The organism is uncultured Sphingomonas sp., assembly GCF_964244265.1.
Taxonomy (GTDB): Bacteria; Pseudomonadota; Alphaproteobacteria; order Sphingomonadales; family Sphingomonadaceae; genus Sphingomonas.
Genome location: NZ_CAXTHV010000014.1, coordinates 53,517 through 70,594, shown reverse-complemented (window position 1 = coordinate 70,594; position 17,078 = coordinate 53,517). Strand labels below are relative to the sequence as shown.

Sequence of the window (17,078 nt, the reverse complement as noted above, 5' to 3'; positions counted from 1 at the left end):
CGCGTAGAAAAGATCGTCAGGCGACATCCCAGACGAGCGGCAGCGAGTCCATGCCGATCACGATGCCGCCATGGTAACGAGGCGGCTGGTCCGGATCGAGGCGGAACTGCGGCACGCGCGTCAGCAGTTCATTATACATGATCTGCAATTCGAGGCGCGCGAGATGCGACCCCAGGCAGCGGTGCGGCCCGGCGCTGAACGCCATGTGCGGGGTCTTGCGATCCAAGTCTACCTCGGTCGGCCGGTCGAATGCCTTGGGATCGCGGTTGGCGGCGGCGAGGAACAGCAGCACGCGATCGCGCTTGCCGAAGCGGACGCCGTTCCACTCGACGTCGCGGGTCACGCCCCGCGTCGGCTGCGCGGGCGCGTAGCAGCGCAGCAACTCCTCCGAGGCGGCGACGATGTCCTTCGGGTTCTCGCGAAGATGGGTCTGCAGCGCCTGCTCCTTGGCGAGCCGCAGCGTGCCGAACGACATCGCGTTCGTCACCGTGTCGAGACCGGCGAAGAAGATCTGGACGGCAAACCCGATGCATTCCTCGTCGGTGACCGGGCGGCCATCGATCTGGATATCGACCAGCATGCTGATCAGGTCGTCCTCGCGCTTGATCTTGCGCTGCTCGATGAGCGCCCACATCTCGGCCGCCACCTGCCCCATCGCGGCCATCCGCGATTCCTCGTCATGGTTGAGGAGGCACAGCGGCACCAGCGCCCGGAACTCGTGGAGCCGCTCGAGCGGCATGCCCATCAGCTCCATGAAGATCATGACCGGCATCGGCTCGGCGACCGCGGCGACGAAATCGCACCGGCCCTTGCCGGCGATCTGGTCGATCAGGCGAACCGCGAGTTCCCTGATATGGCCTTCCAGGGCCTGCATCAGCTTTGGCGTGAACGCCTGCACGATCGGCTTGCGATATTGGTCGTGCAGCGGCGGATCGACGGTGATCGGCGGCGAGAACTGCTCCTCCTGGCCGGGAGGAGCCGGGATGCCCATCAGGCGGCTGGTGAAGATGTCGGTCGCGCGCGCCGCCTGAAAGACCAGTTCGTGGTCATGGATCACCCAGTGGCCGCCATATTCCGGCGTGTAGAAGATACCCGGCGCCCCCTCGGCGCGGAGCCTGTCAATGCCTTCGTAGATGCCGCCCGCCTGCGCGTAGCGCTGGTCATTGTAGAAGTCGAAATGCCGGACAAGGCCGGGATCGACGTGCTCGGGTACGACACTGTTCGTGGCCATTGAGCTTCTTTCCGTCTTGCAGCGTGGATCCAGACCCGCTTGTGCCACCTTCGCGCGCCAAAACAAAGACATTGAAGATCGCCGCGGCGATAGCTCGATCCCGGACCGGCCGTCACCGTTCGATCGTGGCGTCGGCGCGACAGCCGTCGGCCACGCCGAGTGAGGCAAGGGCGGCGTCGATCGACTCCCCCTGAATGGCCGCGTACAGGTCGAACGGGTCAAGTACGGCCATGCCCAGTTCCGCTTCGAACAGGGCTTGCGATGACCGACCAACGACATTGCGCGGTTCGGCATCGCCCAGGTTCGATTGGAAGATACCCGCCGCGCTGACCGGCAGGAAGTCCTCATAGAGGATCGGCTCAGCCGACAACCACCCGGCATCGACCAGCGCCGCCACGTCGTTATGACCGGGGCCCTTGCTCGCCGCCACGATCCCCGCCTGGGTCGGTGCGTAGCGGTAGAAGGCCAGTTTCTCGCGGCGCAGGGTCGCGTGATCGTCCGGGAAACGGGTGAATGCGGCGGCAAGCCGCTCTCCGTAAGGGATGCCGGAGGCGCTTTCCGACCGCGCTTCGGCCAGCAGCGCGTCATAGAGCGCGCGCCCCGTGCGGGTCAGCGCAACCCCCCGCTGCTCGATTTCGCCAAAGCGCGCGGCGTGGGTGCCGGCCGTTTCCGAGCCGCTTGCCGGAAACCGGACCGGTTCCTCGATTGCCTTGAAGCTTGTCTGGCGCAGCAGGATGGGTGCGGCGCGCGGCGGCGGACCTTCCACCTCGGCCTTCATCTCGATACCGGCGGCGCGCATTTCCCGCTGGACGGCATCGATGTCGAGCGTCCCCGGCGTGAGATGATTGATGTGCGGTCCCTGAAAGGACACCACGTCGGCGACCAGGCGATGCGCCTGGAGGAGCCGGTGATAGGTCGCTTCATCGATGCAGGCGTCCTGATGCCAGCGAAAGGTCTCCAGGACTTCGGCAACGAACCGTCCTGCTTGCGACGCGTCGAGTCCCCCCTGGTTGCCGCACCGGTCGACCAGCGCCAGCGCGTCATCGCTCACGATCTTGCGGCGCGACACTATCCCTGCCGCCAGCATGCGCAGTTCCTCGTCCTCGATCAGGTCGAGGCGGAGCAAGGACGTGAAGACGCGGAAGGGGTGCCGGTCGAGCGATCGGCGTTCGATCGGCCGGAAGGCAGTCGCATGGACGGGCACGCCGGCGGGGGCGAGATCGTAATAGCCGACCGGCCGCATGCCCATGACCGCGAAGATCCTGCTGATGATCGACAGTTCCGCTGCGGTGCCGACGCGGATCGCGCCGTGCCGTTCGCGACGCGCGCGCGCTCCATCCGCCTGGCCAACATCGCCCTCTTTTCCCGGGGCACCGGCCACGCGCGCGTCGACCTTTGCCACGATGTCGACGAGCGTGCCGTATAACGGCACCTCTTTTCGGTACATGTCCGACAGCGCATCGGAGAACGCGTCCCGGATCTCCTCGGGAGGAACGAACGCCATGATAATCACCCTGATCCCGTAAAATCCGCGCTGGTCCGCCAGGCCGAAGCTCCACGAACATAACGCGTCGTCCCGGTAATTTCGACGGTTCCTTCCCCCTGGCTTCGCCCCTCGTGCGTATGAAGCTGGGCGCGGCGTTTGTGCCGTCGCGGGACCGGCGCCGTGCTTGACTTGGGGCACCGCCGGCCCTGTTGTCGGCACTTCGACATCGCTGCCGGGGGGCATATATGGACTTGCCGCTTATCCGGCCCAGCCCGCCGCGGCTGAGCACGCTGACCACCGAGCTCGAGGCAATCGAGGCCTCGGGCGTATACAGCAATGGCGGTCCGGTCGCCCGCGGCTTCGAGGCGGAGGTTACCGACCAGCTGTTCGGCGGCCAGGGCCATTGTCTGGCGGTCGCCAATGCGACGCTCGGCTTGATGATCGCGCTGCGCCACGCGATGCTCGATCGTCCGCGCGGTCGCCGGCTGGCGCTGATGCCGGCCTTCACCTTTGCCGCGACCGCCCATGCCGCCGACTGGGCGGGGTTGACCCCCCTGCTGGCCGATTGCGACCCCGACGATTGGGCGATCGACGCCCGGGTCGAAGAGCGGATGCTGGCCGAATACGGTCCCCAGATCGGCGCGATCATACCCTATGCGACCTTCGGCAACCCGATCGACCTCGATCGCTACGCCTGGATCTCGCGGCGGCATGATGTCGCGGTGGTGGTCGACGCGGCGTCGTCGCTCGGTTCGCTCGACGACGAGGGACGCGGATTCGGTGCCGGCTGTTCCTTTCCAATGGTCTATTCGATGCACGCGACCAAGACGTTCGCCACCTCCGAGGGCGGGCTGATCCACTGCGGCGACGCAGCGACGATCGACGCGCTGCGGGCGATGACCAATTTCGGCTTCGTCAACGGGCGTTCGGCCGAGCTTCCCGGCCTGAACGCCAAGCTTGCCGAAATCCCCGCGCTCCTCGCCACAGCCAAGCTTCGCGAGATCGAATCGGTCGCCCGGCATCGCGAACGGCTCGAACAGCGTTACCGCCGGCAGCTGCCGTCCTTCACCTTTCAGAAGACGCGCGGCCACCGCCAGACGCGGCAGTTCATGCCGGTGCTGCTGGCGACCGCGCTGGCCGTGCATCGCGATACGATCATCGCGCGGCTGGCCGACGAGGGGATCGGCGCGGGCACCTATTTCAGCCCGCATCTGGGCGAGCAGCCCTGGTTCCGCGAACATGCCGTGTCCGGGCTCCTGCCGGTCACCGACAATATCGCGGCGCGGATGCTCGCGCTGCCGATCGCCGATGTCATGACCATTGCCGATGTCGACCGCGTCGCCGGCACGCTGGCCGCGATCTGCCGCTCGCTCCCGATCGTGGCGCAGGTGCGCGATGGCGCCGCGAAGGCCGGCCCGCTCAATGTGGTCGTGATCGGCGGGGGCCCGGCGGGAACCGCGCTGCTCTGTGCCGCCAGCAAGATCGGGCAGCTCGACGCGCTGACGCGTGCGGGCATCGCGCTGGTCGATCGGGAAGAACGGATCGGCGGCGGCCAGATCGGCGATTATGCGATCACCTCGGACAGCACGGCCGAGACCTTCCTGACCGCGGATGCCGCGCTGCCGGCAGCCTTGTCGCTGGTCGACCAGCCGGTCGGCCGCGCGATCGCCGAACATCGCGGCGCGCTGGGCGTGCCCCTGGCCAAGGTCGGCGCCTATCTCGACCAGCTCGGCGCGACGCTCGCCCGCCGCATCACCGCGTCGGGTGGCGAGGTGCTGGCCGGGCACGAGGCGATCGCCGCCCGCCGCGGGGAGGACGGCCTGTGGTACAGCTGCCTCAGGCGGCGGTGCGACGGCGAGATGATCGAGCTCGCCTCGCGCCATCTCGTCCTCGCAACGGGCGGTATCCAGCCCGCGGTGCGGCTGGCCGAGGAGATCGTCGGCGGCCGCTCGCTGCTCGATCAGTGCGGCGACCGGCTGGTCCAGTCGGATGCGGTGCTGCGCTCGTCGGGCATCGACGCGCTGCTGGCGGGACTGCCCGGCAATCGACCCGCGCGGATCGCCATCGTCGGCGGGTCGACCAGTGCGGTTTCGGTCGCTGCCCGCCTGTTGCGCGGTGCCGCGTCGATCGAGCGGGTGACGATCCTGCATCGCCGGCCGCTCAAGATCTTCTATCCGTCCGTCGATGCCGCTCGCGCGGACGGATATTCGGCTTTCACGCCCGACGACGTGTGCCCGTTGTCGGGCTTCGTCCACCGGCTGGGCGGCCTGCGGCTGGAGGCGCGCGAACTTGCGCTGCATGCGCTTGGCATCGGCCGGCGAGCCAGTGACCCGCGGCTGGTCCTGCATCGCCTGGACGGGCCCGATGATCCGGCCGCGGGCGCCGTCCTGGCGGCGGCGGATCTGGTTGTCGCGGCGTTCGGCTATCACCCCCAGGCATTGCGCCTGATCGATGCCCAGGGACGGACATTACGCTTGCGCTCCGACGGGCCCCGGCGCGGGCCGATGGTCGACGATCGTTGCCGCGTGGTCGATCCGGCGGGCGTGCCGCTGCCCGATGTGTTCGGCATCGGACTGGCGGCGGGGTTCCGCCCGTCCGGCCAGTTGGGCGGCGAGCCGAGCTTTCGCGGTCAGGCGAACGGCCTGTGGCTGTGGCAGAACGAAGTGGGGCGGATCATCGTCGAACAGCTGTCCGACGTGCCCGCCCGCGCGACATGGCGCGCGGCCTGAGCGTGGCCATGCGGGCGCTGGCGGTCGCCGCCGTGGCGCTGCTTCTTGCCGGACCGCGCGGTCCGATGCTCTCGGCGGCCGACAATGATGCGCAGATCCCCGTGCGTCGCCTGGCGATGACGGGCGTCAACCTGGCCGGCGGCGAGTTCGGCGGCGAGGGACGGCCGTTGGTGGTGAACCGCGATTACGTATATCCCGACGGCGCGGCGGCGGCGCCTTTCCTGGCGGCCGGCATGAATATTGCGCGCGTTCCAATACGCTGGGAAAATATCCAGCGCGCGCCGCTCGCGCTGCTCGACCCTGAGGAGATGGCGCATGTCGACGCGGCCCTGGCGGCGCTGGCCGGGTTTCGCTGGATCGTGCTCGATATCCACAATTACGCACGGTTCCAGGGCGTCCGGCTGACCGACGACGACCGCTCGGCGGCGATGCTCGCCAATCTCTGGGGACAGCTGGCGCGGCGCTGTCGGGGCAATCCGCGCCTCGTATTCGGGTTGATGAACGAGCCTGTCGATGTGTCCGCCGCCGCCTGGCGCCGCATCGCCGAAGCAAGCGTTCTGGCGATTCGCCGCACGGGTGCGCGCAACCTGATCCTGGTTCCCGGCACCAACTGGTCGGGCGCGCACAGCTGGACGACCGGCGGCGCGCAATCCAATGCCGCCGCCATGGCCGGCTTTCGCGATCCGGGAAACCGGTTCGCCTTCGAGCTTCATCAATATCTCGATCGCGACTCCTCGGGCACCAACCCCGAATGCGTCGGTCGCAAGGAGGCGGTCGACCGCCTCCGCGCCGCGACCGCCTGGCTGGAAGCGCAGGGCGCGCGCGGCTTCCTGGGCGAGTTCGGGAGCGGCCCGGGCCGCGACTGCCTCGATAGCTTGGAGGGGATGCTCGATCATCTCGAACGCCATTCGCGTGCCTGGATCGGCTGGACCGCCTGGGCGGGCGGTGCCTGGTGGGGCGACAATCCGTTCAGCCTGCAGCCGGACGGAGGAGGACGAAGCAAGCCGCAGCTCCTGGTGTTGCGCCGGCATGTGCGAACCGACGCCACGAAGACTGGCCTGATACGGGACAGGGACACCGGCCCGAACGCTACTGGACAGCCGGCGGATGCCGGCGGATAGCTTTGCCCAAGGGAGGGTTCGGGACATGTCGGCCAGAGACCTGGCAAGGGCCATCATGCTGCGTTGGCGGCTGGAGCTTCTGATCGCGCTGGCGTTCGGTGCCGCGGCGCTGGCGTTTGCGCTGGCGGTGCCAAGGGTCAGCGTCGCCACGGCCACGGTGATGATCGATCAGCGGCCGGTCGAGGCCGATACCGGCGGCAAGGACACGCCCGCAATCGACATGGACCAGCTGCTCGGCGCGCAAGCCGATCTCGCCAGGAGCGCGCGGGTCCTGGACCGGGTGGCGCGTGATCCGGCGGTTGGGGCCGACACCTCGCTCCGCATGCGCTGGCGGCGGGCGACGCGTGGCCGCGTGTCCTTCGTCGAGTGGACGATGCAGAATCTCGGCGCGCAACTGGTGGTCGATCACGATCATGGCTCCAACTTGCTGCGGTTTCAGGTAACCGCGCCCGATCCGACCGGGGCGGCCACGCTCGCCAATGCCGCGGCACGGGCCTATATCGTGGTGCAACGCCGGATCGCGACCGATCCCGCGCGGACCTATGCCGACTGGTATGCGGCGCGGATCGCCGAGGCGCGCGCCGCTCTGGAGAAAGCGCAGGCGACATTGGTCGCGTTCCAGCGGGCGCACGGCCTGGTCGCCGGTCAGTCGTTCGATGCCGAGGGTGAGGAGCTCCAGGCGCTGACCGGGCAATTGGCGCTGGCCGAGGGCGCCCGGGCGGAATCGAATGCGCGTGCGGCGAGTGACGGCACCGCCGCCGCCGGCGCTCAGGGCAACAAGACGCTGCAGGATCTGCGTACCGCGCTGGCCCAGCAAGCGGCGAAGGTCGCCGAACTCGGCAAGCGCCTGGGCCCCAATCATCCCGAAATGATCGCCGCCCAGGCGACGCTGACGCGCCTGCGCGAGGAGGTTGCGGCGATCCAGGGCGACGTCGCCAAGTCGCAGCGGATCGAGAGCAGCGGGGCCGATCGGCGCGCGGCCGACCTGCGGCGGCTGGTGGCGGCGCAGCGCGCGCGGATCCTGGCGTTGCAACCCGATCGCGCGCAGTTCGACCTGCTCCAGCGCGACGTGCAATCGGCCAGCGCCGCCTATGACGCGGTGCACGCGCGGTTGACGGCGATGCGTCTCCAGTCCGAGGCGCCGCGCTCGAACGTCCGCCAGCTCGACATGGCCAAGGTTCCGGCGGCGGCCGGCCGTACGCTGCTGGTGATGCGCGTGGTGCTGGGGCTGATCCTGGGCCTGGCGGTGGGCGTCACGGCGGCGGTCATGCTCGAATGGCTTGATCCGCGCGTGCGGACCAGCGCGACGCTTGCCGAGCTGGTCGCGGCGCCGGTGCTGACGGCGCTGCCGCTGCGGGTGTCCGGCCTGCTGCCCGCGGGCGACATGCGGACGGCGGCGTGATGCGGCTGCGCAGCCTGCCCGACGATGACGACGATGTCATCGTCGCCCCGCCTGGGGGCACCCGGCTCGCCGCGCGGGAGGCGGGCGTCCACCCGCTGCTAGCGGCGGCGCTCGACCCGGCGGGTCCGCTGGCGGGTCCGATCGGCCAGTTGCGGCTGCAGCTGGCCGGCATCCGTCGCCCCGACGGCACGCCGGCCCGGCTGGTCGCGATCGCCGGGATCGACGCGCCCGACGAGACCGCGCTGATCGCCGCCGCGCTGGCGGTCACCACCGCGCGCGCCGGCTATCAGGCGCTGCTGGTCGACGCCTGCCTCAGCCGTCCGATGCTGCATCCGCTGTTCGGCTGCGGCAACGCGATGGGGCTGACGACGCTGATGCCCGCGCGGCTGGCCGGCGATGCGCTCCAGCCGACCGGACAGCCGCGCCTGCTGCTGCTGTCGCCCGGGCCGCGGGTGGACGGCGAGGAATCGTTCATCGACGGCGCGCGACTGTTCGGCAAGCTGCGCACGCTGGCCGATCGGTTCCAGTCGATCCTCGTGCTGAGCCAGGGCGATCCCGGCATTGTCGCGGGAACCAGCGAGGGGTTTGACGGGGCGGTCTTGGTCGTCCGCCGCGACGTGTCGTCGACCCGCCGGTTGCAGGCCGCAGCGGCGGCGCTCGCCGAGCGGAAGACACCGCTGATCGGCATCGTCTGCGTTCATTGACCGGCGCCTCGTCGCGTAGCGGGCCATGGCGCTGATCCTCTCGCCCGATCCGTCGGACCCGATCCTCGATCGGCCCGCCGCGGCGACCCCGATGGCGGCGCGGGGGCCGCGCCGGTTCGTGCCGGGGGTCGCGGTGGTGCTGCTGGCGCTGACATTGTTCTTCAACCCGGCGCTGGCGATCGTCAACGGCCATGTCCGACCGCTCGGCGGCGGCATCGTCGCGGGGGTCCAGGCGGTTCTCGTCCTCGGCGCCTTTGCCTGCGGGCTGGCCAGCCGGCCGCTGCCGATCCGCTGGCTGCTGCTCGCCTGGGTGGCCACGCTGGCGTTCATCGCCCTGTGCGTGATGCGGGGCGAGGTCGTTGCCAAGGACCTTGGCGACGCGCTGCTGATCCCCGGCTTCATCTGCCTGGGGACGCAGTTGAGCGAGCGTTCGCTGCTGCGCACGGCGGGCTGGCTGCAACTGGCGGTGGTGGCGGTCGGCGCGTGGGAGCTGGTCAGCCCCGGCACGTTCGGCGCGGTGTTCCGCATCCTCGATTATTACGTCTCGACCCGCGGCTTCAGCAAGGAGGAGTTCTGGGCGGGCGGCGACCTGTTCGTCAGTTCGGAGCGGGGCGGCGGGCGCATGCTGCTTGCCTGGACCGGCTTTCATCGCGGTTCCTCGCTGTTTCTGGAGCCGGTGTCGCTGGGCAATTGGTCGGTGGTGATCGCGATCCTGCTCGGCGCCTATTGGGACCGGCTGTCCGTCCGCGCCCGTATGCTGTTTGCCGCCAGCATCGTCTGGACGCTGTTCGTCTGCGACGGGCGGCTGGCGCTCGGCGTGTGCCTGTTCCTCGCCGTCTGGCTGCCCGTCGCCCGCCGGCTCGACGCCCGCCTTGCCGTGCTCTACGTACCGCTGATCTTCGTGCTGCTGCTCGCGCTGGACAGCGTCGGCGCGCTGCCGGCGTCGGGCGACACGCTGACCGGGCGCTTCCACGGCGGCGTCACGTTGCTCGTGTCGCTGACGCCGGCCCAGTTGATGGGCGTCGGCGGCCTCGGCAAGGCGGCGGTCGATGCCGGCTGGGTGTATGTCGTGGAGACCCAGTCGGCGCCGATGGCGAGCTTCCTCTGGCTGATGCTGATGCTGTCGCGCTCGGGCCAGGACCCCGGCGCGCGGACAATGAAGCACGGCGTCGGGCTGTTCATCGCGCTGTGCCTGCCGATCACGTACGCCATTCTGTCGATCAAGACGTCGGCGCTGATGTGGGCCATGTACGGCCAGTTTTTTCAATCAAACATGGTTAAAAAGCTGCCCGCCGCCACATCATAGACGTTAACATTGAAGATTACTTGTTTTATTGGACAATTGATTTGTCCCAAAGATGGACACGCGTTGCAGGATCGCGCGATTTACCGTTAAATATTTGGTAGTACTTCGGCCGATTGGCCGCAATGCTCGACACGTGATCCTGAGGGGACTGACGTGTATCGAGCCTTGACGCGTGGCCGTCGATTGTGGCGGTGGCTCGACGGTCGTCCCGCCTCGAACATCCTTCAGCCGGAGCCTGTGGACGCTGCCGCCGGACCCATCGCGGCCCTGCCGGATGCCGCCGACGTCCTCCCGGCAGAGCGGCGCGCGGCGCTGGTCGACGCCTTCAATCCCTCCCACCCGATCCGCTTTCGTCGCGATCTTAGGGGACGCGCGCTGGAACTGGATGCGTTGTTCGAGGCGCTGCTGCACCAGCGCCAGCACGCCATCGTCTACGGTCCGCGCGGCGCCGGCAAGACCTCGCTGGTCCGGGTATTCGCGCATCACGCCGATCGTCGGGGGGTGGTGCTGATCTATGCCGCGTCCGAGGGCAAGGCGAGCTTCGTCGAGCTGATCCGCCCGTTCCTGCGCACCGTCCCGCCGGCCAATCTGCCGGTCGGTTCCGACGCCGCCTATCGCGCCGAGCTGGCCGAAATGGGCAAGGTCTTCGGTCCCCAGGCGGTCGTCTCCCTGCTCAGCCGCCTCGAATCCCGGCCGATCATCTTCATCCTGGACGAATTCGACCGCGTGACCAGCCGCGAGGTGCAGGATCAGGTCGCGACGCTGATGAAGCTCCTGTCCGACACCCTGTCGCCAGTGCAATTGCTGGTGGTCGGCATCGCCCAGAGTGTCGAGGGGCTGGTCGATTGCCACCCGTCGCTTCGTCGCCACGTGACGGCGGTCAGTATCGGCCCGATCCCTGACCGTGAGGTCGAGCAGCTGCTGATCTCGGGTGGCGAACGGGCGGGTCTCGCATTCGCGCCGGACGCTACCGCGCTGATCGTCGAAATCGCCAGCGGATCGCCCTATCACGCGCGGCTGTTCGCCTATCATGCCGGCGCCGTGGCGCTGGCCGACGGGGCGCAGACGGTCGGACGCCGCGACGTGGTCGCGGGCCTGCGCGCCGCCTATCGCCGCTGGGCGGGGCTGAACCGCGAGGACAGCGCGCTGTTCGACCGGCTTGCCGAAATGCCGGCGACGACGCGGGCGATGCTGGCGGCCGCCGTGACCCAGGTCGCGCGCGACGACGGCACCGAATCGCGCATGAGCGGCGCGGCGTCGCGCGCGGCGCTGGGGCCGATGCTCGCTCCGGCGCTGGTGCACGGCAGCGACGAGGCGCGGCCGGCGTTTCGCGACACCACCGCGCCCCAGTTCCTGCTCGCCGTGCTCAAATTGCCCGACGAGCCGCTCGATCGCGGCTGGGCCGCCTCGCCGGCCATCGCCGATGCGACCGCGCAACTGCCGGTGACCCTTGGCTAGCCTGCCCGAACCCCTGTCGCTCGCCCCCGAGCCGACCCGCATCGCCCATGTCCGTCCGGCGGACGGCGGGCGGCCGCTCCATGTGCTTCATGTCGTGCGGCAATATATGCCGGCGATCGGCGGGCTGGAGACCTATGTCGCGCTGTTGGCGCGCCAGCAGCGCGCGGCGGGTCATCGCGTCGAGGTGCTGACGCTCGACCGCGTCTTCCATGGCGACGGCCGCCGGCTTGCCGCCGAGGAGATGATCGACGGCGTCCGCGTGGTGCGCCTACCCTGGAAGGGGCCGCAACGTTATCCGCTGGCGCCCGGCGCGGTGGCGCGACTGGGCGCCGCCGATATCGTCCACATCCACGGCGTCGATTCGTTCGTCGATTGCCTCGCCGCCACCCGCATCATCCATCGCAAGCCGCTGGTGCTGTCGACCCATGGCGGCTTCTTCCACTCGGATTTCGCGCCGCGCGCCAAGCGTATGTTCTTTCATACCGTTACTCGCTGCTCGCTGCTCGCGATGCGCGCCGTGCTGGCGTCGAGCGCGCAGGATCAACAGGCATTTGCGCGGCTCGCCGGCAGCAAGGCGGTGCTGGTCGAAAACGGCGTCGACCTGACGCGCTTTCGCGGGCTGGCGGCGGCGGATCAGAACCGCATCGTCTATTTCGGTCGCCTCGCCCCGAACAAGGGGCTCGACCGGCTGGTGGCGTGGTTCGCCGCGCTCCACCGCCACGATCCGTCCTGGAGCCTGGTCATTGCCGGCCGCCCGTCGGGTGTCGACGCGGACATGGTGCGACTGGCCGTCGATCGGCTGGGCCTGTCGTCCAGCGTGGAGATCTATCCGTCGCCGACCGACGAAACCATTGCGGCGATCATCGAGCGCTCGTCGGTCTATGCGTGCGCGTCCAGCTATGAAGGCTTCGGCATTGCCGCCGTGGAGGCGGCGTCGGCCGGGCTCTATCCGGTATTGAGCGACATTCCCCCGTTCGCCCGGACGCGGATGCGGCTGGGCTTCGGCACGCTGGTCGATTTTGCCGCCCCCGCCGATCCCGCCGCTTTCCTGGCTGACCTCCGCCGCTATCGCGCCGACCGGCCGGGCCAGGACGAACTCGACCGGGCCTTGGCGCCGTTCGACTGGTGCAGCGTCGCGCGCGAGGTGGAATCGGTCTATCGCAAGGTGTTGGGCGACGGCGTGCACCATGTCGGTCGCGTCGACATCCAGGTGGCCCGACGCGAGACGGCGCTCGCGCGCATCATGGACGCCATTGCCGCGCGCGAGCCGACGGTGATCGCCTTCTGCAATGCCCATACGGTGAACCTCGCCTCGCGCAACCCCGCACTGGCGGGGGTCCTGAAGAAGGCGATCATCTATAATGACGGGGTCGGGGTCGGGATCGCCGCGCGCCTGCTGTACGGCCGCGCCTTTCCGGCGAACCTCAACGGCACCGATCTGATACCGGATCTGCTCGAGCGGCTGCCGCCGGGCACGAGGCTGTTCCTGGTCGGCAGCGCCCCCGGCGTCGCTGCAAAGGCGGGCGCCGAATTTGAGCGCCGCTATCCGCAGATCGCCGTCGTCGGGACGCAGCACGGCTTCCTGGCGGTGGAGGAGGAGCCGGCGCTGGTCCAGCGCATCGTCGCGTCGCGTGCCGACCTGGTGCTGGTCGGCATGGGCCAGCCGCGGCAGGAATTCTGGGCCGCCACGCACGTCGCCCGGCTCGACCGGCCCGTGCTGTGCGTCGGCGGCCTGCTCGATTTTACCGCCCGTGTCGTGCCGCGCGCGCCGTTGCCGTTCCGCCGGCTGGGACTCGAATGGGCCTTCCGGCTGATGATGGAACCGCGTCGGCTGGCGCGGCGCTATGTCGTCGGCAACGGGCGCTTCCTCGCCGGTATCTTCTGGCAATGGGCGACCAACCGGCGCGCGAGCGGCTGAACGCCATGCGCATCCTCCTTGTGTGCGCCGCCTATCCGCCGTTCGGCAAGGGTGGCGGCCCGGCCACGTCGGCGGCCATCGCGCGCGCGCTGGCGGCGGCGGGGCATGAGGTGGAGGTCATCACCGCCAGCGACACGCCGCTCGACGAACAGCATGAGGGCTATCGTGTCCGCTCGATCGGTTCGCCGAACATCTATGCCGATTATTGGACGCGCCGTCCGGCCTGGCAGCGCTTGTTGTGGCACATGCTGGAGAACGGCAATCCGCGCGCTTATGTGCGGATGCGCGCGGCGATGCGCGCGTTCGCGCCCGATCTGGTCGCCACTGCCAGCATCGAGAACGTCAACGTCGCGACCTGGCTCGCCGCCAGGCGGCTGGGCATTCCGGTGCTTCACTTTCCGCACAGCTATTTCGTGCTCTGCTGGCGCGGAACGATGTTTCGCGGCGGCAGGCGCTGCACCAGGCGCTGCACCGATTGCCGGATCGCGTCGCTTGGCAAGGAACGCTTTGCGCGGCATGTCGGCACGGTGGTGGGGGAAAGTCGCTTCGTGGTCGATCGTCATCGTGAACACGGCGTGTTCGTCGATGCGCGCCGGCTGACCATCCCCACGCCCATCCCGCTGCCTGTCCCGCTGCCCGCCGCGCCGGCGCGCGCGCTGCGTGCCGCAGCGCCGGTGACGATCGGCTATATCGGCAACATCAGCGTGGAAAAGGACCTGGCCACGCTCGCGCGCGCGACCCGGCGGCTGATCGATCGGGTCGGCGATCGGGCGCGGGTGGTCGTCGCGGGCAGCGGGGCGGAACCGCTGGTCGCAACGCTGCGCGCGCTGTTCCCGCCCGGGACGACCTTTCTCGGCTGGACCGATCCCGCCGATTTCTACCGGCAGGTCGACCTTGTCGTGGTGCCATCGGCGTGGGACGAACCCTATGGCCGGGTCAGCGTCGAACCGCTCGCTTACGGTATTCCGGTCGTCGCCGCGCGGGCCGGCGGCCTGCCTGAAAATGTCGTCGAAGGGGTCAGCGGCCATGTCTTCACGCCGGGGGACGATGCCGGGCTTGCCGTCATCCTCGAACGGCTGGTGACCGATCCGGACGCGCTCCACCGGCTGTCGGCGGGCGCGCTGGCACGCGCCGGGGACTATGGCGCCGCCGCCTATGTCGCGCGGCTCGACGCCGCGGTCAGGATCGCGGTCGGGCAGGGAGAAGATGTTGGCTGACGGCGACGCCTTGATCCCGGCGCTGATCTCGATCGTCGTGCCGGCCTATAATCGGCCCGAACAATTGTTCGAGGCAATTCAAAGCTGCTTCGATCAGCAATATCGTCCGATCGAGATCCTGGTATCGGACGATTCGGCCGATGACGCGGTGGGGGAGATGGTCGCCGCGATCGAACCCCCGCCCGGGATCAGCCTGGCCTATCGCCGCAACCGCCCGGGCAAGGGGCAGTCGGGCAACGTCAACGCGCTGTTCGCGATGGCGCGCGGACGGCGGCTGGTCATCCTCCATGACGACGACCTGCTGCTGCCCGGCGGGCTCGACCGGCTGGACGAGGAATGGCGCGCGTTTGCCGACCCGGTCTGCGTGTTCGGCAAGCAGGTCGTGATCCACGAGGACGGCGCCGTCGCGATCGGCGAGACGCTGGCGGTCAACCGCCGCTATCACCGCGCGCGCAAGCCGACCGCGGTCCAGCGGCCGAGCGAGACGGTCGGCCTCCTGCAACAGATTCCCAACGATTGCTTCCTGGTTGACGCCGCGCTGGCGCGGTCGGTCGGCTATCGGCCGGAAAGCGAGGTCGGGCTTGCCGCCGATTCGGATTTCGGCATCCGGCTGGCGCTCGCGGCGCCCGACCGCGAGTTCGTGCTGGTCGACGCCTATGTCTCCGCCTACCGCATCAATCGCGATTCGATGATGCGCTGGACGCATCGCAATCAGGCGCATCCGCTGATGTTTGTTGCCGTCGAACAGCTCCGATTGCCCCCCGAAGCCGAAAACGCCCGGCGCATTTATCTAAACCGCCTAGGCCCCGCCGCCGTCCTCGACGCGGCCAATGCCGGTGACCTGGCATTGGCGCGGCGCATCTTCCGTTCGACGCATTACCGACGATCGCCGGTAAGCGTGCACCGGCTGGTCGCGATGATCTCGATCGCAAGTCCGACCTTGGGCGCGGCGTTGCGGCCGTTCCTCAAGAGTGCCGTCCATGCGATGCGGCGCTGGCCGTGGCGTTGGCCCTCGGCCCAGGAACGGCTGCCCCGCCGCGATCGCGCTATTGAGCGTGCTGCCATCCAGGCCGTGATGCGCCACCATGTCGCGTGCGTTCGCGCCCGCCGCGCTGCTTTTACCGGGCTGGCGCGGGGCAGGGCTACCGCATGAGCCCGCCGCCGGCGGACGCCGCCCCTTCCGTTCCGCTGCAAAGCGCCGCCGACCGGCTCCTCGCCAAGCTGATGCATCCCGAGCAGATCGAGCAATGGGCGGCCCTGATCCTGCGCGTGATCAGCGCGGGGCTGGGATACGGCATCCTGGCGCTCGCCGCGCGCGTGACCGAAAGCCTTCATGCGTTCAGCGATTTCGCGCTGGTGATGGCGGCGACCGCATTGTTCGGCGCGGTCGCCACGATGGGTCAGGAGACGTTGCTGCTGCGCCGGCTGCCGGTGATCCAGGCCGATGGTCTGGTCGGTTATCGCCCCGCGATCCTGCGCAGCGCGCGGATCGTCACCGTCGGCCTCGCGGTTTTCGCGTTGTTGGCCATGGTCTATGGCGCGGCGTCGTTCGACCGGCCGGACCTTCAGCTGATTGTCCTGACCGGGCTGCTGGTAGTGGGAAGCGGTAGTGCCGAGCTGTTCTTTGCGATCCAGCGGGGCGGCGGCCATGTGCTGGGCCCGGTGTTCCGGCGGGAGATCGTCTGGAAGCTTGTCTTGTTCCTGGCGGCCGCCGGGCTGCTCCTGGCGGGCCGCCGGGTCGGTGCGGCCACGCTTGCGGGCTGGTATCTGGTCGGGATTGTGGCCGCCGTGGTATTATCGCTTGCGGCAATCGCCCGCGTCTGGTGGCGCGCGCCGGGAGGAGGCGCGGAGGGTGCGGGTGAGCAGGGAGGGGCCGTTGCGTTCTTTCTCCTCAACTTCATCGTTCAGGCGGGTACACAGCTCGATGTCCTGGTGCTCGGGCTCGCGGCCAATATCCCGGCGGCGCAGCTGGGCGCTTTCTATGCCGCGCAACGGACCATCCAGATTCTGTACATCCTGCCTTATGGCGCTTCCATGACCGCCGCGCCGCGGCTGCCGCTCGCCTGGGCGACGCGCGACCGGGCAGAGATCGCCCGGCTGTCGCGCCAGGTGTCGCGCAGCGTTGCGCTGGTCGTCGCGGCGTTGGCGCTGGCGGCGTTCGTATTTCGCGACGAGATCATGGCGATCTTCCGTCCCGAGTTCGTCCCCTATGCGGCGCTGCTGCCCATCCTGGCGCTCAGCCCGCTATTGTCCGCGCTGGGCGGGCTTCATGGTCAGGTCGCGTCGATGTGCGGGCTAGAAGGCACCTATGCGCGCTGGCGGTTTGCCATCCTGATCGTCTTTCTCGCGGCCAAGCTGTTGGTGGCCCATGAAGGATCGCTGATCCTGTTCGCGTGCGTGAGCGCAACGGAAGCACTGGCTATCACCCTTGCCGGCGTGCTGCTCGCTTGGCGGCGGCTCGGCGTTCGGTTGCTGTAAAACCAACGCGTCCCCGGGCCCTTGACGG

General features: G+C 69.0%; 12 protein-coding genes. 10 read left to right on the top strand and 2 right to left on the bottom strand.

Annotation, left to right across the window (positions count from 1 at the left end; all coding sequences use genetic code 11):
- Nucleotides 1-16 precede the first annotated feature (16 nt).
- Nucleotides 17-1,231, bottom strand: a complete 1,215-nt coding sequence (locus ACFE7K_RS07785; RefSeq protein WP_375397612.1) for a cytochrome P450 — start codon at nt 1,229-1,231, stop codon at nt 17-19.
- Between the two features lie 112 nt (nt 1,232-1,343).
- A complete protein-coding gene (locus ACFE7K_RS07780) occupies nt 1,344-2,735 on the bottom strand; it encodes a VOC family protein (protein ID WP_375397611.1) in 1,392 nt (463 codons plus the stop codon).
- 227 nt (nt 2,736-2,962) lie between these two features.
- On the opposite strand from ACFE7K_RS07780, the gene ACFE7K_RS07775 reads away from it, so the two are divergent.
- The 10 genes from ACFE7K_RS07775 to ACFE7K_RS07730 all read left to right on the top strand — a co-directional run bounded on the left by ACFE7K_RS07775 (nt 2,963) and on the right by ACFE7K_RS07730 (nt 17,050).
- The gene (locus ACFE7K_RS07775; RefSeq protein ID WP_375397610.1) at nt 2,963-5,446 is read left to right on the top strand and encodes a DegT/DnrJ/EryC1/StrS family aminotransferase; all 2,484 of its coding nucleotides are present in this window, start codon (nt 2,963-2,965) and stop codon (nt 5,444-5,446) included.
- Entirely contained in the window at nt 5,431-6,567 is a 1,137-nt protein-coding gene (locus ACFE7K_RS07770) for a glycoside hydrolase family 5 protein (RefSeq protein WP_375397609.1), read from the top strand. Before ACFE7K_RS07775 ends, ACFE7K_RS07770 begins: the two co-directional genes overlap by 16 nt.
- Nucleotides 6,568-6,592: 25 nt before the next feature.
- Complete coding sequence (locus ACFE7K_RS07765) at nt 6,593-7,969, top strand: hypothetical protein (protein WP_375397608.1); 1,377 nt, start codon at nt 6,593-6,595, stop codon at nt 7,967-7,969.
- Nucleotides 7,969-8,673, top strand: a complete 705-nt coding sequence (locus tag ACFE7K_RS07760; protein ID WP_375397607.1) for a hypothetical protein — start codon at nt 7,969-7,971, stop codon at nt 8,671-8,673. Before ACFE7K_RS07765 ends, ACFE7K_RS07760 begins: the two co-directional genes overlap by 1 nt.
- A 25-nt stretch (nt 8,674-8,698) precedes the next feature.
- Nucleotides 8,699-9,979 (top strand): polysaccharide biosynthesis protein GumE, encoded by a 1,281-nt coding sequence (locus tag ACFE7K_RS07755; RefSeq protein WP_375397606.1) that lies wholly within the window; start codon nt 8,699-8,701, stop codon nt 9,977-9,979.
- Nucleotides 9,980-10,162: 183 nt separating this feature from the next.
- Complete coding sequence (locus ACFE7K_RS07750) at nt 10,163-11,437, top strand: AAA family ATPase (RefSeq protein ID WP_375397605.1); 1,275 nt, start codon at nt 10,163-10,165, stop codon at nt 11,435-11,437.
- The gene (locus ACFE7K_RS07745) at nt 11,430-13,355 is read left to right on the top strand and encodes a WecB/TagA/CpsF family glycosyltransferase (protein WP_375397604.1); all 1,926 of its coding nucleotides are present in this window, start codon (nt 11,430-11,432) and stop codon (nt 13,353-13,355) included. The genes ACFE7K_RS07750 and ACFE7K_RS07745 overlap by 8 nt, the downstream gene beginning before the upstream one ends.
- The gene (locus ACFE7K_RS07740; protein WP_375397603.1) at nt 13,325-14,572 is read left to right on the top strand and encodes a glycosyltransferase; all 1,248 of its coding nucleotides are present in this window, start codon (nt 13,325-13,327) and stop codon (nt 14,570-14,572) included. The genes ACFE7K_RS07745 and ACFE7K_RS07740 overlap by 31 nt, the downstream gene beginning before the upstream one ends.
- Nucleotides 14,565-15,725, top strand: a complete 1,161-nt coding sequence (locus ACFE7K_RS07735) for a glycosyltransferase family A protein (RefSeq protein WP_375397602.1) — start codon at nt 14,565-14,567, stop codon at nt 15,723-15,725. Before ACFE7K_RS07740 ends, ACFE7K_RS07735 begins: the two co-directional genes overlap by 8 nt.
- On the top strand, nt 15,722-17,050 hold the full coding sequence (locus ACFE7K_RS07730) for a lipopolysaccharide biosynthesis protein (RefSeq protein ID WP_375397601.1): 1,329 nt from the start codon (nt 15,722-15,724) through the stop codon (nt 17,048-17,050). The genes ACFE7K_RS07735 and ACFE7K_RS07730 overlap by 4 nt, the downstream gene beginning before the upstream one ends.
- Nucleotides 17,051-17,078 lie beyond the last annotated feature (28 nt).

Bases quoted from the DNA above. Each gene is read 5' to 3' on its own strand.
- ACFE7K_RS07785 (WP_375397612.1), bottom strand. From the start codon at position 1,231: ATGGCCACGAACAGTGTCGTACCCGAGCACGTCGATCCCGGCCTTGTC.
- ACFE7K_RS07780 (WP_375397611.1), bottom strand. From the start codon at position 2,735: ATGGCGTTCGTTCCTCCCGAGGAGATCCGGGACGCGTTCTCCGATGCG.
- ACFE7K_RS07775 (WP_375397610.1), top strand. From the start codon at position 2,963: ATGGACTTGCCGCTTATCCGGCCCAGCCCGCCGCGGCTGAGCACGCTG.
- ACFE7K_RS07770 (WP_375397609.1), top strand. From the start codon at position 5,431: ATGGCGCGCGGCCTGAGCGTGGCCATGCGGGCGCTGGCGGTCGCCGCC.
- ACFE7K_RS07765 (WP_375397608.1), top strand. From the start codon at position 6,593: ATGTCGGCCAGAGACCTGGCAAGGGCCATCATGCTGCGTTGGCGGCTG.
- ACFE7K_RS07760 (WP_375397607.1), top strand. From the start codon at position 7,969: ATGCGGCTGCGCAGCCTGCCCGACGATGACGACGATGTCATCGTCGCC.
- ACFE7K_RS07755 (WP_375397606.1), top strand. From the start codon at position 8,699: ATGGCGCTGATCCTCTCGCCCGATCCGTCGGACCCGATCCTCGATCGG.
- ACFE7K_RS07740 (WP_375397603.1), top strand. From the start codon at position 13,325: ATGGGCGACCAACCGGCGCGCGAGCGGCTGAACGCCATGCGCATCCTC.
- ACFE7K_RS07730 (WP_375397601.1), top strand. From the start codon at position 15,722: ATGAGCCCGCCGCCGGCGGACGCCGCCCCTTCCGTTCCGCTGCAAAGC.